15 protein-coding genes, 1 tRNA gene and 1 pseudogene are annotated in these 21173 nt (G+C 66.2%); 9 read left to right on the top strand and 8 right to left on the bottom strand.

The genetic code is table 11. The features are described 5' to 3' along the window. Positions 1-295: 295 nt before the first annotated feature. The 6 genes from ACIG5A_RS41410 (at position 296) to ACIG5A_RS41385 (ending at position 7159) form a co-directional block, all read left to right on the top strand. Positions 296-1447 carry a hypothetical protein gene (locus ACIG5A_RS41410; protein ID WP_397250649.1) on the top strand — a complete coding sequence of 384 codons (1152 nt, stop codon included), beginning with the start codon at positions 296-298 and terminating at the stop codon, positions 1445-1447. Positions 1448-1452: 5 nt separating this feature from the next. Next, a complete protein-coding gene (locus ACIG5A_RS41405) occupies positions 1453-2661 on the top strand; it encodes a hypothetical protein (RefSeq protein WP_397250647.1) in 1209 nt (402 codons plus the stop codon). An 11-nt stretch (positions 2662-2672) separates the two neighbouring features. Further along, positions 2673-3845: a hypothetical protein gene (locus tag ACIG5A_RS41400; RefSeq protein ID WP_397250645.1), complete on the top strand. Its 1173-nt coding sequence runs from the start codon at positions 2673-2675 to the stop codon at positions 3843-3845. Positions 3846-3976: 131 nt separating this feature from the next. Continuing rightward, positions 3977-5467, top strand: coding sequence for a serine/threonine-protein kinase (locus ACIG5A_RS41395; RefSeq protein WP_397250643.1), 1491 nt, complete (start codon positions 3977-3979; stop codon positions 5465-5467). 229 nt (positions 5468-5696) lie between these two features. Beyond that, a complete protein-coding gene (locus ACIG5A_RS41390) occupies positions 5697-6206 on the top strand; it encodes a DoxX family protein (protein WP_397250641.1) in 510 nt (169 codons plus the stop codon). Between the two features lie 287 nt (positions 6207-6493). Further along, a complete protein-coding gene (locus ACIG5A_RS41385; protein ID WP_397250639.1) occupies positions 6494-7159 on the top strand; it encodes a hypothetical protein in 666 nt (221 codons plus the stop codon). A gap of 533 nt (positions 7160-7692) precedes the next feature. Here the strand turns inward: ACIG5A_RS41385 and polA are convergent. The 8 genes and pseudogenes from polA to ACIG5A_RS41345 all read right to left on the bottom strand — a co-directional run bounded on the left by polA (position 7693) and on the right by ACIG5A_RS41345 (position 18815). Continuing rightward, positions 7693-10443: a DNA polymerase I gene (polA, locus tag ACIG5A_RS41380; RefSeq protein ID WP_397250637.1), complete on the bottom strand. Its 2751-nt coding sequence runs from the start codon at positions 10441-10443 to the stop codon at positions 7693-7695. A 122-nt stretch (positions 10444-10565) separates the two neighbouring features. Next, complete coding sequence (locus ACIG5A_RS41375; RefSeq protein WP_397250635.1) at positions 10566-12242, bottom strand: DUF885 domain-containing protein; 1677 nt, start codon at positions 12240-12242, stop codon at positions 10566-10568. Positions 12243-12319: 77 nt separating this feature from the next. After that, on the bottom strand, positions 12320-13015 hold the full coding sequence (locus ACIG5A_RS41370; protein WP_397250980.1) for an ABC transporter ATP-binding protein: 696 nt from the start codon (positions 13013-13015) through the stop codon (positions 12320-12322). Between the two features lie 180 nt (positions 13016-13195). After that, positions 13196-14158: pseudogene (locus tag ACIG5A_RS41365) on the bottom strand (ABC transporter ATP-binding protein); the annotation flags it as partial. Then, the gene (locus ACIG5A_RS41360) at positions 14155-15582 is read right to left on the bottom strand and encodes a branched-chain amino acid ABC transporter permease (RefSeq protein ID WP_397250633.1); all 1428 of its coding nucleotides are present in this window, start codon (positions 15580-15582) and stop codon (positions 14155-14157) included. The pseudogene ACIG5A_RS41365 and the gene ACIG5A_RS41360, both read right to left, overlap by 4 nt. Beyond that, complete coding sequence (locus ACIG5A_RS41355) at positions 15579-16631, bottom strand: branched-chain amino acid ABC transporter permease (RefSeq protein WP_397250631.1); 1053 nt, start codon at positions 16629-16631, stop codon at positions 15579-15581. The genes ACIG5A_RS41360 and ACIG5A_RS41355 overlap by 4 nt, the downstream gene beginning before the upstream one ends. Before the next feature lie 104 nt (positions 16632-16735). After that, complete coding sequence (locus ACIG5A_RS41350) at positions 16736-17989, bottom strand: branched-chain amino acid ABC transporter substrate-binding protein (protein ID WP_397250629.1); 1254 nt, start codon at positions 17987-17989, stop codon at positions 16736-16738. A gap of 208 nt (positions 17990-18197) precedes the next feature. After that, complete coding sequence (locus ACIG5A_RS41345; RefSeq protein ID WP_397250978.1) at positions 18198-18815, bottom strand: ANTAR domain-containing response regulator; 618 nt, start codon at positions 18813-18815, stop codon at positions 18198-18200. A gap of 222 nt (positions 18816-19037) precedes the next feature. On the opposite strand from ACIG5A_RS41345, the gene ACIG5A_RS41340 reads away from it, so the two are divergent. The 3 genes from ACIG5A_RS41340 (at position 19038) to ACIG5A_RS41330 (ending at position 21078) form a co-directional block, all read left to right on the top strand. Then, positions 19038-19124, top strand: a tRNA-Leu gene (locus tag ACIG5A_RS41340). Between the two features lie 633 nt (positions 19125-19757). Next, positions 19758-20270, top strand: a complete 513-nt coding sequence (locus ACIG5A_RS41335) for a monooxygenase family protein (protein ID WP_397250627.1) — start codon at positions 19758-19760, stop codon at positions 20268-20270. Positions 20271-20451: 181 nt separating this feature from the next. Then, positions 20452-21078, top strand: a complete 627-nt coding sequence (locus ACIG5A_RS41330) for a low molecular weight phosphatase family protein (RefSeq protein ID WP_397250625.1) — start codon at positions 20452-20454, stop codon at positions 21076-21078. Positions 21079-21173 lie beyond the last annotated feature (95 nt).

The following is a 21173-nucleotide window of genomic DNA, read 5'->3' as shown; positions in this document are numbered from 1 at the left end:
GCGACATTCAGCGGCGCGCTGTGGCGGTCGGCGGGATTCGGCACGGCATCGACAATAGGTACTCGGTGACGCAATAGCAACCATATTTCGCGTCCGATTTGCCTACTCGTGAGTATCATCCGCGCACGTCACAGGGCCGGCCGTGGCGGCGACAACCGGCGACACCGCAGCACGGGACCGCGAAGTGACGTACGATTCCGCAAGAACCACAGGAATCGGGGGGTTCGTGAATTTCGCCGCGCCAGCACCACCGCGGGGCGCAACATCGCGGGGCACATGTTGCGCGCTCACCCTTGTGACAATCCTCGCATTCGCCGTAACCGGGTGCGGCGCTGCGGTTTCCGGCACCGCGGTGCGGCAGGAAACCGATCTCGCCACCCTCGACGTCGGTAACTACCAGACCAGACCGCGCACGATCGGCAATGCCAAGAACCTGAAACAGGCCAGGGTCCGCGAGTCACAGCGCCTGTCCGACTTCGTCGCGCTCCCCTCGGAGGCGGATCCGGGCTATGTCGAGGACCAGACGGGCGGCATCCGCTCGCATCTGGTACTCAACCGCAAAGGTATGGGCGATCTGGTCATCAACGACACCTTCAACGACGTGGCCAAGGACCTGCTCGCGGGCTGGGTGAACGCCGAGAACACCGGCGGCCCGAGCGGTGACACCCCGCGCCGCACCCTCAGCATCGCGGTGCTCGAATTTCCCGACGCCAGGACCGCGGCCGAGGTCGGCCCGGTGCTCGAGCACGACGACTTCACCTACAACCCGGACAACGTACCGGTCGAGCTGCCGAAATACCCTGCGGCGAAAGCACATTGGCGGCCGATGGTGTCCTCGATCGGGTCGTGGACCATGCACGAGCGCTATGTCGTGTTCATCAAGGTCGTCGACGACACGACGGCGCCGGATCTGCCCGCGCTGGTCGCGCACACCCAGCGCATGCTCGACGTCCAGCTGCCGCTGCTCGACAAGTTCGAACCGACACCGGCCGATCGGCTGAAGACCATCCCGCTGGATCCGGACGGGCTGCTCGGCCGGACCCTGCCGACCAACCCGGCGTTCCGCTACCGGCCCGATCCCGACGGCGTTTACACCGGGCGCGGCGGGCTGACCGGCCTCGACCACGCGACGACGAGGTTCCTCACCGACGGCGACGTCGATCGCATCGCGCTCGGCGACACGCTCGTCGCCCGCAGCCGCACCGCGGGCGGCGCGCTGAACGCGTGGCGGAAGCTGGAAGCCGAGCTCAGGGAGGATCAGAAACGCATGCCGATCGACCCGCCCAAGGGCATCCGCGGCAATGTCGTGTGCTTCCGGGAACCCAACCCCACCTACTCGCTGTGCGCCTTCCAGATCGACCGGTACGTCGTGCAGGCCGTGTCCTCGCAGCGCCAGGACATCTATCAGAAGATCTCCGCCCAGTACGCGCTCCTGACGAGCAGGTGAGCGTCGTGACGAGGATCCGGGTGCCGATCATCGCGCTGCTGCTCGCGCTGGCCTCGGCGGGCAGCGTGGCCGCCTGCGCCACCACCACGGAGGGGCGAGCCGTACCGGGAATGAGCGCCGTCGATCTGACGAAGCTGAGCACCGGTCCGTTCCAGGCCGCGCCCTACGACTTCCGGCCGAAGATCGACTCCGCAGGCGATATCTTCGCCATCGAGTCGCGGCGGATGATGGCCTACCTGGCCTCCCCCTACGACGTCGACCATGACATGCCCTTCCTGGAGGACACCAGGGTCCTCGACATCGGCAGCTTCGACGACAAGTTCGGCGCGCTGCCCGGCGACTTCAAGCCGGTCGCCGAGCGCAACCATTTCATCGGCGGGGTGTTCACCACCCGATCGAACAAGAATCTGCGCGCACGCAAGTACATGACGATCGCGCTGCTTCGCTTCCCCTCCGAGGCCGCGGCGCGCACCGCGGCAACGGAATTCGCTCAGCTCTCCGCCGCGGTGCCCGGCGCGCACGACGTACCGCTCGGCGTACCGAACGCGATGGCACTCTCGGCGAACGACGCGAAAGGCAATATGTACGCATGGCGCGGCAGCTACGCCGTGCTCAGCATGGCCACCGTGCCCAAGCCGGATCCCGACGCGCTGGCCGGGCAGTTCAAGAAGGCGCTGAGCACGCAGGAGGCCCAACTCGCGCAGCTGACGCCGACACCGGTCGACGACATCCTCGACCTGCCCAGCGTCGACGATCCGATGATGCGGCTGGTGCTGCCGAAATCGAAGGTGTCCTACCGCGGCAGCTTCCGCGACGTGCTCGTCGGCGTCTACCCGCCGGTGGGTCAGCTGCACTTCGAACGCGACGCCAGGGTGGCGCCGAAGGCGTTCGCCGACACCGGCGTCGACCTGGTCGCGCAGAACGACGCGACCGTGTACCGGACCAGGGATGTCGCCTCGGCGTTCCGGCTGCAGACCGCGCTGACCACGCTCGGGCGCGACGATGAGGACTACGGCGCGCCGCCCGGCCTCATCGATGCCCGCTGCATCCTGCTCGACACCGAGGAGCCGGTGCACAACGACAGCTACCTGTGCGCGGTGGTCTACGGACGCTATGTCGCCGTCGTCGGGGCCCAGCGGGACTTCGGCACCGTCGACCCCGCCTTCCATCAGCGAGTGGCCGCCCAGTACGCGATACTGGCCAAGAGCGGATGAGGCGAGAAGCTGTGTGCAAGAACCCGATCGCGCTCGGCCTGCTGGTCGTCCTGCTCGCCCTCGCCGCAGGCTGCGGCAGATCCGAACCCGCGCGACCGGCCATCGATATCGGCAAGCTCGACTCGGGCAACTATCCGACCACACCGCGCACCATCGAGCGCAATGCCGACAACGGCGCGAATCAGGAGGGCTTCGAGCTCGCGAAATACGTTCCGCTGCTGCTGGATCTCGATCGCAGGCTGGTGTTCAGCAACCCGCCGTACGGCTCGATCGTCTTCACCCCGCGCCATCCGCCGACCCCGAATCGCGGGCTCAGCGATATCGCGGACTTCGCCAGCGTGGCGCCCGGCCTGGTGGTCGGCTTCGACACCCGCGCGCAGCGCAGGCAGTCGCCGCGGTTCGGGCTGGATGTCTCGCTCGATGTGCTGCGCTTCGAGACACCGGCACTGGCCGCCGCGGCGGTGACCAGGCTCGCCGATCGGCTCGACGCGAAATATCCGCCGAAGGGACCGCTGCCGATTTCCGGATATCCGGACGCGCGCGGCGCGCTCACCAAATACGATTCGGTCGAAACCTGGCTCAGCAGAGACGAATACCTGGTCCACACCTTTCTCGGCGATCAGCTCGCGACACCGCCCGATCCGGCGCCGCTGCTCGAGTTCACCAAGCGGATCCTCGACCGGCAGCTCGAGCTGCTGCGCGACTACCGCCCGACGCCGCAGGACAAACTGGCCCAGGCGCCCGTCGATATCGAAGGACTGCTCGGCCGCACCCTGCCGTCCAAGACCGCGCGCAGCGGCACGCCAGGGGTTTTCACCGCGCACGCGGCCCTGCACCGCGACGATCGGCCGGAGCAGACCGCGCGCTACTTCGCGGACGCGAAGGTCGATCTGGTCGCCATCGAGGCGTCGACCATCTATCGGACCGGTGACGCCGACGCGGCGGCGCGCCTGCAGGCCGCCTTCGCCGATCAGCTCGCCCGCAAGTACGACGCCTTCGCGGCGCCGCCCGGCCTGCCCACCGCGAAATGCCTGAAGAAGCGAACCGACGCGGCCACGCTGTCCAGCGACTTCACCTGCTATGTGCGCAACGACCGGTATCTGGCGCAGGTGTGGTCGAGCCAGCCGCAGGATCTGTATCAGCAGGCCGCCGCGCAATACAAGCTGCTCACGGTCGGCCGATGAAAACCCGACCGGCACAAGAGCTTGCTATGTTCTGGATACCGCCCGTCCGGCACGGGCGCGCTGACACAGCGGCCGAAGGTCGCTTCGCGCACGGCCGGAGCGAAGGCGGAGGTACGCCTAGGAGAAGTCGAATGCCGTTGCAGCCCGGTGCGATCGTCGGCGGGTACCGGGTGGTCCGCGTGCTCGGTGTCGGCGGGATGGGCACGGTCTATCTGGCGCGCAATCCCATTCTGCCGCGGCACGACGCACTGAAGGTGCTCGACTCGGACCTGTCCACCGATACCGAATTCCGCATGCGATTCGAGCGCGAGGCCAATCTCGCCGCGGGATTGAACCATCCGAATATCGTCGCGGTGTACAGCCGCGGCGAGGAGGACGGCAAGCTCTGGATCGCCATGCAGTACATCGAGGGCACCGACGCGGCGCAGGAGCTGGCGCGTGGCGCCGCGGCGATGCCGCCGCCGCGCGCGCTGCGCATCATCGCCGAGGTCGGCAAGGGACTGGACTACGCGCATCGGCGCAACCTGCTGCACCGCGATATCAAGCCGGCGAACTTCCTGCTGTCCCGCGAGGACGGCGAGGAGGACGAGCGGGTGCTGCTCACCGATTTCGGCGTCGCGAAATCCGCCGAGGACGGCCAAGACCTCACCGAGACAGGCAATTTCATGGCGACGGTGCCGTACGCGTCGCCGGAGCAGTTGCTCGGCATGCCGCTGGATCACCGCGCCGACATCTACAGCCTCGGCTGCGCCTTCTACAAACTGCTCACCGGGCAGAACCCGTATCCGGCCACCGTGCCCGCGCTGGTGATGATGGGGCATATCCACGAACCGCCGCCGCGGCCGAGCACGGTCCGGCCGGAGCTGCCGCCCGCGCTGGACGCGGTGTTCGCGCGGGTGCTCGCCAAGAATCCGGCGCAGCGCTACGGCAGCTGCCGTGAGTTCGTGCACGACGCCGAGGTCGCGCTGTACGGCCACGCCACGAATCCCCCTGGGCTGTGGACGGATCCGCGGAACCATATCCAGCCGCCGGTGGACCCGCCGCCGCTCCCCCGCCCGCCGGCCGACCGCGGCTCCCGCACTTCGCGACTGCGCAGGATATCGCTCATCGGCGTGCTCGCGCTGGTCGTCGGGTTGGTGGTCGCGGCGGGCGGCTACTTCCTCGTCACCAATCTGAACGGCTCGGGTTCCGGCGATCAGGTGGCCAGGGTGCGCGCCGAACATCCGGCCTTCGAGGGCAAGTCGATCGCCGTCTTCAACCTCACCGACACCGATATGTCGGTCGTCCTCGACCCCAGCGAGCAGGCGAAGTTCCTGCAGGCCATCGGCTTTCGCTACAGCAGCGAATACCGCACGACCACCGGCGAGAAGTCCCCGAGGCAACTCACCCTGACCAGCGGCGTGCTCCTCACCCCCGTCGACATCGTCATGGTGCTGCGCACCGACAAGGACGCGGGCAACGGCGGCCTGCGCGGACTCCCCTCCGGGCTGCTGCACTCGAGCACCACGATCGCCGTCATCGACGACCCGTCGGCGGTACAGGCGTTCCAGATCTGGACGGACCAGTCGACCGACACCGCGATCGCAAAAATCGTGCCCATGCTGGCGCGGGTCGTGAAATAAGCACAGCCGCACACTATTCGCACGCCGGAAGCATCCGATGCGGCACATCGCCGAACACACATTCGACCTGCGAGCGAAAGAGTTAGAATACGACGCGGGCTACCGGAAATGGCGGCCGAGGGCGTTATCAATTCTTGACAGACCTGCTCGTCGCGATGTTCGGATCATTCGATCCGCTCTCTGACCGGGAGGAATTTTGTCGACAGATACTGCACCGATACCGATGCACATGCCGAGAGCCGTGACGGCCGAGAGCTGGACGGCAGGCCTCAATGCCTTCCTGCTTGCCGCGCGGTTCGGGATCGGACTGGCAATTTCCGCACATGGTGCGCAGCAACTCTTCGGCTGGTTCGGCGGTGCCGGACTTTCCGAAACCGCACGGCACTTCACGTCGATCGGGTATCCGAACGGCAACAGGATGGCCATCATCGCCGGTCTCGGAGAGATCGTCGGCGGACTCGGGCTGGCAGTGGGTGTGCTCACGTTGCCCGCCGCGTTCCTCGCCGCGGCGATCCTGTTGTACACAGCGGCCATCGATGGCGGCTTCTTCACTCCGGAGGGAGTCAAATACGAACCGCTGCTTGCGGTGTGCGCTGTGGTTCTCGGCCTGTACGGCCCCGGCCGCTATGCGCTCGGCCGCTATATCCCGGCCATCCGGACCTATCAGTTCTCGTACACACAGCGCGCCGTACTGATGACGGTCGGCCTCGTCGGTGTGATGTTGGCGATTCGCAGATAAGGTGCTCCCCCGCCTCCCCGGGACTTCAGGCCAGACCGAGTGCCGCGGCCGTTAGCGTTGGCGACCGACGGCCCCGGCCTGGCCAGATTTCGGGCGTCCCCGGGGAGTCATCCGTGTACACACCAATCATCCCTGCCCAGGTCGACACCGGCATCTGTCGGTGGGGAACCCTGGACCCAGACGCTCGGCCTTCAGTCACCGACCTCTGGGTGCTCTGCCGTCATCTCGGACGGGTTTCGCTCTAAAACGGTTCGTATCAATGGCCATCTCGCTGGATAATTCATTGGGTGACCGCTGAGACGACAGCGCTGATTGTGGCCCTCGCGGGCGTTCTGGGAACCCTTAGCGCGACCCTGTTTACACAGCGCTCCGCGTTCCGGGTGCGGCAGCTGGAGAGTGAGGACCGGCGGCAAGATCGAATCGACGATCGGATGGCTGCCGACCGGCAGGCCGCGAAAATGGAGAAACAAGCCGTCTACGCCGAACTCTCTTGTGTGGCATGGGAATTTCGCTCCACCGTACGCCGCTGTGTGGTCGATCGATACTGCGGTCATGAAGTTGATTCCGTGCAGCTGGATGCTGCACGAACGAGCTTTCGCGAGGCAATGGGTCGATCAGATATGGTTCTGCCGACCCGTTGCCTGATTGTGGCCGATGAAGTCAGTCACGGACTTCACCTCGCCTACCAAGTGGCGCGCGGCGAGATGGATCCTCTCGTTCTGACACCAGAGTCGTTCGCGAGGTTTTACGGATGGATGGATGGTCCGTTAATGGAGACACTGAGGTTGTTGCGCCAGGTTCTTCGCGAGGATCTCGGCGTGCTGGCGGCATCCGGAGATATTGAAGGTTCGTGTCGACGGCTGGCGGCTGAGCGGGAGGCGTCATACGACCGGCATGCCTACCTGATGCGACTCAACCAGGCGAGCATGAATCGTGGAAGCTTGTCCTCCTGAACCGGTGTAGTGCCTGGTGTTTCCGTCAGCAGGCATAGGTTTGCGCTGGCAGTCCACTTATGCCGCATGCAACGACAGACGAGTCCCCCACCCACAGGCTCGACCGCGAACTCGAGAAAGCCATTGCTCCGCAACGGAAGTAAGCGGTTACCCGCTCTATCATCTATCTCTACGCCACAGCCTCCAGATAGCACCAGTCAGTCATCCGGCCGACCAGTATGTCATCGCTTGTCTGGACTATGGAAACACGCACGGTTGTGCCCCTGCGGTTGCTGGCTGATCGTCGCCGGTCGTCATCAATCCCGCCATTAATGACCGACGTCAGCCAACGGCATCAACAACTACCAACCCCGCCGTTCGACCGCTCATGCCGAGCCGGGCAGGAATTCGACATATCCCCGGTTCAGGGCCCAAAGTTCCCAACAACAACCAACGCTGCCGACCGTTGACAACCTCACCAACCGCAAGCTACATCGATGTGAGTACATGGAGTTACCCATGTGCGTGCGAAATCAGTTGTCGCGTTGGGTGTTCTAATGTGCAGCGGAGTCCCAGCTGCGGCCGGTGCCGACGGAGACGTCCAAGGGGACCGAGAGGCTGATGGCTGCCGACATTTGTTCGCGGGCGAGGGATTCCAGGGGTTCGCGTTCGCCGTCGGCTACTTCGAAGACGAGTTCGTCGTGGATTTGGAGGAGCATCCTGGAGCGCAGGCCTGCTGTCTGGATCGCCTTGTGCACGTTGATCATCGCCACCTTGATGATGTCGGCGGCAGTGCCCTGGATGGGGGCGTTGAGCGCCATGCGCTCGGCGGCCTCGCGGCGCTGGCGGTTGCTGGAATCCAGGTCGGGCAGGTAGCGGCGGCGGCCGAAGAGCGTTTCGGTGTAACCGACCTTGCGCGCCTGCTCGACCACCTCGTAGAGGTAGTCGCGGATGCGGCCGAAGCGGGCGAAGTAGACCTCCATCTGCTCCTTGGCCTCGGCGGTGCTGATCTTCAGCTGCGCCGAAAGGCCGTAGGAGGACAGGCCGTACGCCAGACCGTAGGACATCGCCTTGATCCGGCGGCGCATCTCCGGACTCACCTCGGAAAGCGGAATGTCGAACGCCTTGGACGCGACGAAGGTGTGCAGATCCTCGCCGGAGTTGAAGGCCTCGATCAGGCCCTCGTCGCCGGACAGATGCGCCATGATGCGCATCTCGATCTGGCTGTAATCGGCGGTCATCAGCTCCGCGTAGCCGGAGCCGACCACGAAGGTGTCGCGGATCTGGCGGCCGGTGTCGGTGCGAATCGGAATGTTCTGCAGGTTCGGCTCGGTGGAGGACAACCGGCCGGTGGCGGCGATGGTCTGATTGAAGGTGGTGTGGATGCGGCCGTCGTCGGCGACGGCCTTCAGCAGCCCGTCCACGGTGACCTTGAGCCTGGTGGCGTCGCGGTGCGCGAGCAGATGCTCGAGGAACGGGTGCTCGGTCTTCTCGAACAGCGATTCCAGCGCGTCGGCGTCGGTGGTGTAGCCGGTCTTGGTGCGCTTGGTCTTCGGCATATCGAGCTCGTCGAACAGCACCACCTGCAGCTGCTTGGGCGAACCGAGGTTGATCTGCTTGCCGATCACGTCGTAGGCGGCATTGGCGGCGGCGTTCACCCGGTCGGCGAATTGGCGCTGCAGCGTCTCCAGCTGATCGGTGTCGACCGCGATCCCCGCGTCCTCCAGGGTGGCGAGCACGCCGAGCAGCGGCAGCTCCATCGCGTCGAGCAGCGGCACGGATTCGATCTGGCGCAGTTCGGTGTCGAGCGCGTCGGCGAGGTCGGCGACGGCACGTGCCCGCAGCATCTCCGTCTGCGCCAGCTCGGCGTCGACGGTGTCCTCGTCGTCGAGCAGCGAGAGCTGGGGCGCCTCATCGGTTTCCGCGCGCAGCTCGCGGCGCAGGTAGCGCAGCGACAGGTCGTCGAGGTTGAAGCTGCGCTGTCCCGGCCGCACCAGATAGGCGGCCAGCGCGGTATCGCTGGTGAGCCCGCCGAGCGTCCAGCCGCGCCCGCGCAGCGCGTGCATCGCGGCCTTGGCCTCGTGCAGCGCCTTGGGCACCGCCGGATCGGCCAGCCACGTGCCGAGCGCCGCATCGTCTTCCGGCGTCAGCACGGTGACGTCGATATAGCCGCTCTCGCCGTCACCCGCCGCGATGGCGAGCGCGCGCACGTCACCGTTGACCGGGGTACCGGTGCCGACGATCGAAACACCGTGCCGCACGCCCGCTTTCGCGTGCTCGGCCAACCAGTCGGCGACCGCGCCGACGGCCAGCGCGCCACCGCTGATCTCGAAGCCGGCCTCGGCCTCCGGCTGCGGCGGCGCCAGCGTCTCGAACAGCCGGTCGCGCAGCACCCGGAATTCCAGGTCGTCGAAGAGCTGATGGATCTTGTTGCGGTCCCACGGCGCCTGCGCCAGCTGCTCGGGGGTGTAGGGCAGCGGCACATCGCGCACCATCTCGGTGAGCTGGCGGTTGAGCACCACGCTGCTGAGGTTGGCCCGCAGCGCGTCGCCGACCTTGCCCTTGACCTCGTCCACCTTGTCGACCAGCGTGTTCAGGTCACCGTATTCCCGAATCCACTTCGCGGCGGTCTTCTCCCCCACGCCGGGAATGCCGGGCAGGTTGTCGCTCGGGTCGCCGCGCAGCGCCGCGTAATCCGGGTACTGGGCCGGGGTGAGCCCGTACTTGGCGAACACCTCCTCCGGGGTGAACCGGGTGAGATCGGAAACGCCCTTGCGCGGATAGAGCACCGTCACATCGTCGTTGACCAGCTGGATGGCATCGCGGTCGCCGGAGACGATGAGCACGCGGAAGCCCTCGGCCACCGCCTGCGTGGTGAGGGTGGCAATGATGTCGTCGGCCTCGAAGCCGTCGATCGCCATCACCGGGATGCCCATCGCGCCGAGCACGTCCTTGGTGAGCTCGACCTGTCCGCGGAATTCGTCCGGGGTCGCGCTGCGATTCGCCTTGTACTCCGGGTACGCCTCGGTCCGGAACGTCTTGCGTGACACGTCGAACGCCGTCGCGATATGCGTGGGCTTCTCGTCGCGCAGCAGGTTGATCAGCATCGCGGTGAATCCGTACACCGCGTTGGTGGTCTGCCCGGTGACCGTCTTGAAGTTCTCCGCCGGTAGAGCGAAGAACGCCCGATAGGCGATCGAATGCCCGTCCAGCAGCAACAGAGTCGGCCGTTCGCCAGAGGACCCCGCAGCGGTGTCGGATGCGGTGGCGGAACGCTGAGCAGTCGTGGGTGAACTCACGCGCATGAGTCTAGGGACCGCCACCGACAAGCCGATACGCCGACACGACTTCGCCTCGCTGGCGCTCGGCTACGTCGCGCCGGCGTACGCCGCTGTGTCGATCGTTCACTCGCTCCGCTCGCTCACACCTACAGAGTTGCGATCAACTCCCGCAGCACCGGCAGACTGACCGATCCGGAGCCGAGCACCACATCGTGGAACGCCTTGATGTCGAACCCGGCGCCGAGCCTGGCGTGCGCCTGCATCCGCTGCCGCCGGATCTCGAGCGAGCCGACCTTGTACGAGACGGCCTGGCCCGGCATCGCGAGGTAGCGGTCGACCTCGATGGTGATCTCGGTCAACCCGATCGGCGCGTTGGCGACCATGAAGTCGATCCCCTGCTGCCTGGTCCAGCCCTTGGCGTGCAGCCCGGTGTCGACCACCAGTCGGCAGGACCGCAGTGAGTCGGCCGCCAGCATGCCGAGCCGGTCCACATCGTTGTGGTACAAACCCATTTCGTCGGCAAGCCGCTCGGTGTACAGCGCCCAGCCCTCGACGAACGCCGTGTTGGCGAACGACTGCCGCTGGAAGCGCGGCAGATGATCGAGTTCGTTGGCGATGGCCAGCTGCAGGTGATGGCCGGGGATGGCCTCGTGATAGGCGATCCCTACCGTCGTGTGGCGGTGCTGGGTCGCCGGCTCGTTCAGGTTGACGAAATAGGTGCCGGGCCGGGAACCGTCCGCGGCGGGCGGCAGGTAGTAGGCGGGCGGCGAATCGGCGGCCATGAACTCCGGAATGGCCACGATGTCACAGGATTCCTTGGGCAGCCGCCCGAACCAGTTGCCCATCTCCGCGTTCGCGAGTTCGAGCGCGTCGCGCGCGACCGCCATGATCTCGTCGCCGGTGCGGTAGCGCAGCGCGGGATCCTCGAGCAGCCTGGTGAAGATCTCGCCGAGATCCTCGGTGCCGAACAGCCTGGCGCCGACGGTCGCGTACTCCTCGCGCAGCGCCGCGATTTCGGCGAGACCGATCTCGTGGATCTCCTCGGCGCCGAGGTCGGCCAGCGTGGTGTGCCTGCGCAGCTGCCGCCGGTAGATGTCCTCGCCGTCGGCGCCGAGCCAGCACAGGCCCGGCTTGTCGTCGGGGCGGGCGGCGGGCAGCAGGTCATCGGCGAGCGCGTCGCGGTAGCGCCGGAACGCCGGGCGGATCACCTCGCGCACCACCTCGGCGAGCTCGGCGCGCCACGCGCCCTCGCCGTCCCAGTCCGGCGGACCGGCGAAGGTGGCGAACGGGTCGGCCGCGGGATCCGAGCCGAGGTATTTGTCGAGCATGTTGAGCGAGCGCTCGATGGTGACGCGCGCGGGCGTGCGGCCCGCGGCGAGCCCGGCGCGGAACCGTTGCACCGCTTGGTCGAGCATGCCGCCGAACTTGCGGTAGCGCTCGAGCAGCGCGAGCGCGTTGGCCGGTTCCGGCGCGTTGGTCTGCCCGGCTATCAGGAGCAGCCCGGCGTGAATGCCGTCCATCTGGTCCGAGGCCAGCTCGACCGGCCGCCACCCCAATTGGTCCACCCCCGTGGCCAATTCGGCGCGCAGCAGGCCGCTGGTGACCCGATCCTGGGCACTCAGCCGCGTCTGGTCCAGTGCGTCCAGCTCGGTGAGCAACCCCTGCCACGTCCGCAGCAGCGCCTGTTCGGCCGCCTCCGACAAATCCTCGATGCGGTCGTCGAACCGCCGATCCCCCAGCAGCGTCGCCTGACTCGGATACGCCTCCAGCACGGAGTCCCAATACCGGTCGGCCAGGCCGATCAATTCGTCATGCCCATCCATGAGCACTCATCATGCCCGAGCGGGACGACAACGGCCCGCGCTTATTCGATAAGCGCGGGCCGTGCTTGCGGCAAGACTCAGCCGACGCCGAGATAGGCCGACTTGACCGCGGTATCGGTCAGCAGCTCCCGGCCGGTGCCCGACTTGGTGACCTCACCGGTCTCCAAGATGTAGGCACGGTCGCTGCGCGCCAGCGCCTGCTGGGCGTTCTGCTCGACGAGCAGCACGGTGGTGCCCTGCATGTTGATCTCGCTGATGATCCGGAAGATCTGCTGGATCACCATGGGCGCCAAGCCCATCGACGGCTCGTCGAGCAGCAGCACCCGCGGGCGGGCCATCAGCGAGCGCCCGATGGCGAGCATCTGCTGCTCACCACCGGAGAGCGTGCCGCCGACCTGCTTGCGCCGTTCGGCCAGCCGGGGGAAGAGATCGAAGACCCACTCCAAGGTCTTCTCGTATTCGCTCTTCTCCTTGAATGCCCTTCCGTAGCAACCCATGTCGAGGTTCTCCTGCACCGTCATGCCGGGGAACACACCGCGGCCCTCCGGTGACTGGATCAACCCGTTGGTCACCCGCTCGTGCGCCTTCATCTGGGTGATGTCCTGACCGTCGAACAGGATCTTGCCCCTGGTCAACGGCAGCAGGCCGGACAGCGCGCGCATGGTCGTGGTCTTGCCCGCGCCGTTGGCGCCGAGCAGGGTGACCAGCTCGCCGTCCGCGACCTTCAGCGAAATCCCGTGCAGCGCCTGGATTCTGCCGTAGTTGACGACCATGTCCTGCACCTCGAGCAGCGGCGGCGCCGACCCGAAATCGCGCTCGGCGGGCGCGCGATGCGCACCGGCCGGTTCCGGTTCGCGCACCTGCACCGGTTCGCCGACCGCCGGCTCGGAATCGATTGCCGGTTCGGAATCGGCTGCCGCCGAAGCGATTTCCGGCTGGGTGACCTCGGCCGCCGCGACATCGGTATCGGGCACACCGAGATACGCCGCGATGACCGCTGGATCATCCCTGATCTCGTTCGGCAGCCCGTCGGCGATCTTGCGCCCGAACTCGAGCACGACGATCCGGTCGGTCACGCCCATCACCAGGCGCATGTCGTGCTCGATGAGCAGCACGGTGAACCCGTCGTCGCGGATCTTGCGGATCAGATCCATCAGCGCGGCCTTCTCGGCCGGGTTGAAGCCCGCGGCGGGCTCGTCGAGGCACAGCAGCTTCGGCTCGGTGGCGAGCGCGCGCGCGATCTCCAACCGGCGCTGGTCGCCGTAGGACAGATTGCGCGCCTTCTCCACCGCACGCGGTGCGATACCGACGAAGTCGAGCAGCGCCATACCGCGTTCGATCGCGTCGCGTTCCTCGCGGCGGTGCCGCGGGGTGCGAATGATGGCACCGGGCACCGAGGTCTTGTGCCTGGCGTCGGTGCCGACCACCACGTTCTCCAGCGCCGTCATCTCGTTGAACAAGCGGACGTTCTGGAAGGTGCGCGCGATACCGAGGCGGGTGATCTCGTTGCGCTTGGATTTCGTCAGCGGTTTGCCGTCGAAATACACGATGCCCGATGCGGGTTTGTAGACACCGGTGATCGCGTTGAAGCAGGTGGTCTTGCCCGCGCCGTTGGGCCCGATGAGCCCGAGGATCTCGCCGCGGCGGATCTCGAAGCTCACATTGTCCAGCGCGGTCAGACCGCCGAACTTCACCGTCAGGCCGTCGGTGCGCAGCAGCGATTCACCGACCGCCGTCTCGATTTCACGCTGCGGCGCAACCGCTTTCGCGACCTCCTCGGCGTCGCCGAGGCCGAGGCCGGGCAGCACCGCGGTGACGTCGACCTCGCCCGCGCTCTGCACCTCGGGTTCGGCGGCGTAGCCCGCGGCGACGTCCTCGTTGTCGAATAGCGCGTCACCCGCGCCGGGCCCGGTCATGCGCCCGCTCCGTTCTGCTCGGGCCCCGACGGCCTGCGGACCGCCTGGTAGACCTGCCTACCGTAGGTGAGCAATTTCTGCCGCACCGGGAACAGGCCCTGTGGCCGCAGAATCATCATCACCACCAACGCGATACCGAAGTACAGATATTTGAGGTCGCCCAGGTTCTGGGCGCCGCCCTGCCGGAACAGCAGCACACTGCCGAGCAGCAGCGAGGCCATGACGCCGGTGAACACCAAACCGGTGATCACACCGCGTCTGGGCCAGCGTTCCAGGTCACGGCCGCGGAACTTCCAGAACAGCGCGAGGCCGATGAACGCGACCACGTCGATGATCAGCAGCACGTAGCCGGTCGACTCGTTGGACACCAGGTTCACCGAGGCGAGGCGGTCCGGCAGGTAGGCGACGATGAACGCACCGGCCAGCACGCCGAGCTTGTTGCCCGAACCGCCGATGACGACCGCGCACAGGAACAGCATCGAGTTGACGATGTCGAACCGGGTCGGGCTGATGAACTGCACCTGTCCGGCGTAGAGCGCGCCCGACATGCCGCCGACCGCGGCGCCGATCATGAACGCCCACAGCTTGTACTTGAACGTCTGCACGCCCATGATCTCGGCGACGTCCTCGTCCTCGCGGATCGCGACCCAGGCGCGGCCGACGCGGCTGCGTTCCAGGTTGCCGACGATCAGCAGCATGATGATGATCAGCACCATGCCGACCCAGTACCAATAGGTTCCGTAACTGGCCCGGTCGAGGATGTTCGCCGAACCCGGCGTGCCGGTGTTGCCCGCGGAGAAGACACCGCTCGGCTTGGCCGCGGATTCGGCGACGTGCGGGTAGGCGACCTCGGAGAGGCCGAGGCTGCCGTTGGTGATCTCGCCGAGGTTGTCGGCGAGCAGGCGGACGATCTCACCGAAGCCGAGCGTCACGATCGCCAGGTAGTCGCCGCGCAGGCGCAGCGTCGGTGAACCGAGTATCAGCCCGGATATCGCGGTGACGATGGCGGCAAGCGGCAAGCAGACCAGCCAGGCCCACTTCGTGTCGAGCCAGCCGCCGTCGGTCTGATTCCACGGGCTGTCTTTACTGGTGAGCAGGCCGACGGTGTACGCGCCGACCGCATAGAAGCCGACGTAGCCGAGGTCGAGCAGACCCGCTTGGCCGACAACGACATTCAGGCCGATGGCGAGCAGGCAGAACATCGCGACCTTGGCCATCACCAGGCCGAAGTTGTAGGCCGGCGTATCGATGAACGGCGGCGGGAACAGCGGTAGCAGTGCGAGCAGCAGGATGAACGGCACGCCGACACCCCACTGCGCGGGCCTGCTCAGTCCCTCCCACCAGGTCCGGATGGCGTCACCCGCGCCGTGGCGCGGCTTTGCCGGTGGCGCAGGCGATTTGGGCGCCGTTTTCGTATCCGTCATGCGCGTGCCCTTCCCAGACTTTCGCCGAGGATGCCGGTCGGGCGGATCATCAGCACCAGAACAAGCACCACGAACGCGACGACGTCACGCCACTGGGTGCCGAAGAGAATTTGGCCGTACTGCTCTACCACGCCGAGGATGACGCCGCCGAGCAGCGCACCGCGCAGGTTGCCGATACCACCGAGCACCGCGGCGCTGAACGCCTTGATGCCGAGGATGAACCCGCCCGAGTAGATGATGCCGCTCGGCACCCGGATGGAGAACAGGACTGCCGCCGCGCCGGCGAGCACGCCGCCGATGAGGAAGGTCAGCATGATGATCCGCTCCCGCGAAACACCCATCAGCGTCGCGGTATCGGGATCCTGGGCGACCGCGCGGATACCGCGGCCGAACTTGGTCCGGTTGATCACCACCTCGGTGCCGATCGCGAGGATCACCGCCGCGATGACGATCAGCAGCATCACGTTGGTGACGCTGGCGCCACCGAAGCTGAACTGATCGGTCGGCTCGATGAGCTGAACGCGCTGCTGCGCGTTGGTGCCACCGAGAATGCCCCACTTCTCGGGCACCGGAATCTTCGGCAGGATGAAGTGCACGAATTCCTGCAGCACGAACGACATACCGATCGCGGTGATGAGGAAGCTCAGCGGCTTGGCGCCGCGCATGCGCAACGGCCGATAGGCGATGCGCTCCAATCCGACCGCGGCGCCGCCCGCTATCAGCGCGCCGATGATGCCCGCCATCGCCAGATAGACGACGGTGAGTACCGCACCTTGGGTATAGACATCCGGTGCTGGGACGAATTGGAAGATCAGCAGCCCGATCAATTGCCCGAACAGGCCGAGCATGAATATTTCCGAGTGCGCGAAATTGATGAGCCGCAGCACGCCGTAGACCAGTGTGTAGCCTACTGCGACCAAGGCATAGATAGCGCCATAGGTCACTCCGTCAACGGTCAGTTGCCAGAAGTTATCGATCACTCCGTGATAGTCGAAGCCGATCGATCCGCCGACTAGTTGTACAGCGTCGGCCATTGCTGTTGTTGTCATTCGTATTTCGCCCTCATTCATTCGCCCCGCACGACACAGCACGTATGGGGATTCGCGCGAACCCCCATACGTGCTGCGCGATGTCGTGCCGCTGGGCTACTTGGCTACTTGACCGTGTAGATCCAGATCAGCGCGTTGGTCAGCTCACCGTTCGGGCTCCACTTGTAATGACGGGCCAGGCCGTCGCCGTCGTAGCCGCGCACGAAGTCGAGCAGGGCGGGGCGGGCCACCTTGCCGCCGTCGATGCCCTTGGCCAGGATGGTGGCCAGGTCGTATGCCTCGACCGAGTACACGCCGGAGGGCTGGCCGTTCAGCGCCAGGTAGTCCTTGGCGAACTTCTCCGGAGCCGGACCACACGGGCAGGTCAGCGTCGCGCCCTTGGCCGCACTACCGGCCTGCTTGATGAACTGCGGGTCGTTCACGCCGTCGGGACCGACGAAGACCGACTTGACGCCACCGGACTTCAGCTGCGACGCCAGCGGGGCGCCCTCGGCGTAGTAGCCGGCGTAGAAGACCGCGTCCGCGTTCGCGGACTTGATCTTCGTGACGGTGGCCGAGAAGTCCTTGTCACCAGCCTTGATGCTGGCCGCGCAGCTGGCGTCGGCGGCAGAGCCGAGGCCCTCCTTGATGCTCTTGGCCAGACCCGTGCCGTAGTCGCTGTTGTCCTCGACCACGCAGACCTTCTTGTAGCCGGCCGAGTTGACCAGGTACTTGGCCACCGAGGGGCCCTGGACGTCATCGTTGGCCAGGCCGCGGAAGAACGAGGTCCAGCCGTTCTGGGTCAGCGTCGCGTTGGTCGCCGAAGCGGTCACCGAGACCAGGCCCGCGTCGCTGAGCACCTTGCCGGTCGCCTTGGTCTCACCGGAGAAGGCGGGGCCGATCAGGCCGATCACCTTCGAGTCGCTGACGACCTGCGGGATCACCGAGGTGGCCTTCTGCGGATCGCCCTCGGTGTCGAAGGACTTCAGCGTGATCTGGCAGCCGGGGTTGGCCTTGTTGTGCTGATCCAGCGCCAGCTTCGCGCCTAGCTGAATGTTGATGCCGAGCTGAGCGTTCGGTCCGGTGAGCGCACCGGCGAACGCCACGGTGGTGTCCGGCGCACAGGTCGCCTTGCCGTCACCGGCCGGGTCGGCAGCCTTGGCCGGATCGGACTTCGCGACTTCCTTGCCGCTGGTGTCCACCTGGGCGACCGGCGTGATGGTCAGTCCAGAAGAGTTGGTCGAGCCGGTGCCGGTGGAGCTCGCTCCCCCCTTGTCACCAGTCGATTTGTCGCTACAACCCGTCAGCACCAGCGCGGCGGCGGCGCCGATGGCCAAAACGCCCCGCGTTGTACGACCGCGCCATGTCGAACTAAGCACGTTTCACCTCTACGTCCAAAGCTCCCCCCGGGGTCGCCGAGAGGGGACCGACCACGTCAGCCCGGTCAGAACATAGCCTTGGCGCGTTAGATCCGCATCACATTCGGGTCATGGAGATGACATCGTTTCGAATAGTTCTTCACGAACGCGTTTCCCGTACGTAAAATTTCCAGCCACGACGCCGCCGGATGTCACTGACGGGTCAGGTTCACTGAGGAGTCAGATTCTCCAGCACGACTTCGGCGACGGCCTTCATCGTCGTCCTGCGGTCCATCGCCGTTCGCTGAATCCACTTGAACGCCTGCGGCTCGGAAAGACCCTGCGTCTGCATCAGCACACCCTTGGCCCGCTCCACCAGCTTGCGCGTCTCCAGCCGATCCGAAAGATTGGCCACCTCGCTCTCCAGCGCGGTGATCTCATGGAACCGGCTCGCCGCCAACTCGATGGCCGGCACCAGATCCGACTTGGTGAACGGCTTCACCAGATACGCCATCGCGCCGGCGTCACGGGCACGCTCGACCAGGTCGCGCTGACTGAACGCGGTCAGGATCACCACCGGCGCAACACGTTTCGACGCGATCTCGGCCGCGGCATCGATACCGTCACGGCGCGGCATCTTCACATCCATGATCACCAGATCCGGCCGGTGCTCGACCGCCAGATCCACCGCCTGCTGGCCGTCACCGGCCTCACCGACCACCAAGTAGCCCTCTTCGGTCAGCATCTCGACCAGGTCCATACGGATGAGCGCCTCGTCCTCGGCGACGACGACCCGCTTCGCCCCGGCGTCCCGCTTCGTGCCGGCGCCCCCTGCTGTGTTGCTCATAGGTAGACCCCTCTGGTTCAGATGCCTGTCCCGACACGCCGAAGGGTGGCCGTGGCCGTGCTTGACCGCCATCGACCTTCCACGCCCTGCCGAGTGATGTAAAGAGTACCTTTCACTTCGGCATAGAACGTATATACCCTGCGCAAACCGCGTCGCGCTGGCGTCGGTGGACAACCCATTCGCCTCTAGCCACCCCCACCCGCTATAGTTCTCACCCGGTGCGCCGATTTGGCGGAACTGGCAGACGCGACGGTCTCAAAAACCGTTGTCCGAAAGGACGTGTGGGTTCGAGTCCCACAATCGGCACCAACTTCCGCTGGAGCCCCCTGCTCGCGCTTCGCGCTTCGCCGGGGGCTCCAGTTGGTAATCACATTGGGGGCGCAGCCCCCAAACCCCGCTCGGCGGGGCTTCGCCCTCCGAACCCCCCGCGTCGCAGTCGCTTTGGGGGCGGGCGTATTCCTTCTCCTGGTTGTTCCTTCCTCCGCAGGGGACCCTCGTCGCGGGATTGCCCGTCGGTTCGTGGCTCGCTCGCCAGGCATGTGCTGCTCGGTCGCTGGCTCGCGGTTTGCTCGCCGGTTCGCAGCCCGCCGGTTCGCAGCCCGCTTGCCGGGTCGCGGCCCGGTCAGCGGATCCGGTTATCGCCGAGCGCAGTCGAATGGCCGTATGACACGCCGTGTGGGAGGGCCATTCGACTGCGCTCGCGGGGACCGTTGGTTCTTCAGGTCGAGGGCGGCGAGCGGATCCGGCAGTGGCGGCGCGGCGGTGTCGGCGGATTGGCCGATGGCCCAGGCGATGTGGGCGTCCGGGTGGATCAAGGAGGCCGGTGCGGGGGGGCGTCGGTGGGGCGGGCGTATGGCTGGTCCGGCGATCGAACCGTTGGGTCGAGTGGGGCGTAGTTCAGCGTAGGGTGGCTGCAACACCCGAGAGCGGAGGTGTGCCGGTATGCGGGTGAACAGGGCGACGGTTGATCTGGGTGGGTATCCGGATCTGGTGGTTGTCTATCTCGGGATGCGGGTGCATCGGGTGCGGGGGATGCTGCGGCTACTGGGGGTGGGGCCGAAGCTCTACAGCTCGCATCGGGAAGGGCCGGAGGGGTTGCTGTCGCACGAGGACGTGATCTGGTCGCTGTTTCCGCCGCACTGGGGGGCGCGGCAGTATTGGCGGGATCTGGACAGCCTCGAGCGGTGGACCCGGTCTGCGCCGCACCGGGATTGGTGGCAGCAGTTCCTGAAGGACTCCGGGGGCACCGGGTTCTGGCACGAGGCCTACTTCCTGCGCGGTGGCATCGACGCGGTCTACGACGATATGGCGCCGGACATCGGGCTCACTCGGTTCGCGCCGGTGGTCCCGGCGCGCGGGCGGATGTTCTCCACCCGGGGGCGGATACAGGACGCGCCGCCGAAGGTCGCGCCGGTGGTTTCCGAAACCGCTTATTACCCAGCCGAATCCGAGTGATAGCGGACACAGTTCGGTATGCGATGTTTCATTGTGCAATCACTCGGGTAGCTTCGTAGCGTCGATCCGGCGACGTCTGTTCGTGTACGGGAATCGACGCTCAGATGAATATGTCGTCGGTACCTCGCGATTCGCGGGATTCCAACTTTGGGTTGGGTATCCGGCGATTTACCGTATCTCTATGCATGTCCTGTTCGTCTGCAACGGCAATGTGTGCCGCTCGGCGATCGCCGAGCGACTCACTCGCGCGATTGCCGTCGAACACGAGTTGACCGGCCTCACCGCGGAGAGCGCGGGAACCCGTGCCCTCGTTGGTTTTCCGATCGAACCACTGGCCGCCCAGGCCGTCACCGGACTCGGCGCCGACCCGTCGAACTTCAAGGCGCGCAAGCTGAAGCCGGAACTGATCGACCGCGCCGATCTGGTGCTCGCGATGACTCAGCAGATCCGCGATCAGGCCATCGACCTGGCCTTCGGTGCCGGACCGCGCACCTTCACCCTGCTTGAGGCATACCGGATCGCCAAGGTGACCGGCGCGCGCACCATCGCCGAATTGCACAGGGCGCGCAACGATCTGTCGATGGTCGGGCGGGAGAGCATCGCCGATCCGGTCGGCCTGTCCGAGCAGGCCTACTGCGAGGTCGGCGATCGGATCGCCGAGGCACTGGTGCCGCTGCTGCTCGCGCTCGCGCCGCACGATCAAATCCGCCCCGACGACGACGAACGCGCCGGTCTGGTGATCCAACCCGGCGCGGCGCCCGCGCCCTTATCGGCATTCCTGGCCGCCCAGCGCGGTGGTTTGCGTTAGCCCCGACGCGTGTTTCGCATAGGGTGATTGACGCATTCCGGTGAAAAGGGATTACACTCCCCGGCGGACAAACTTCCGCCGTACACAGGACAGGA

This window comes from Nocardia sp. NPDC052566 (genome assembly GCF_044547285.1).
In the GTDB taxonomy this organism is placed as follows: domain Bacteria; phylum Actinomycetota; class Actinomycetes; order Mycobacteriales; family Mycobacteriaceae; genus Nocardia.
This window is presented reverse-complemented; position numbering and strand designations above follow the sequence as displayed.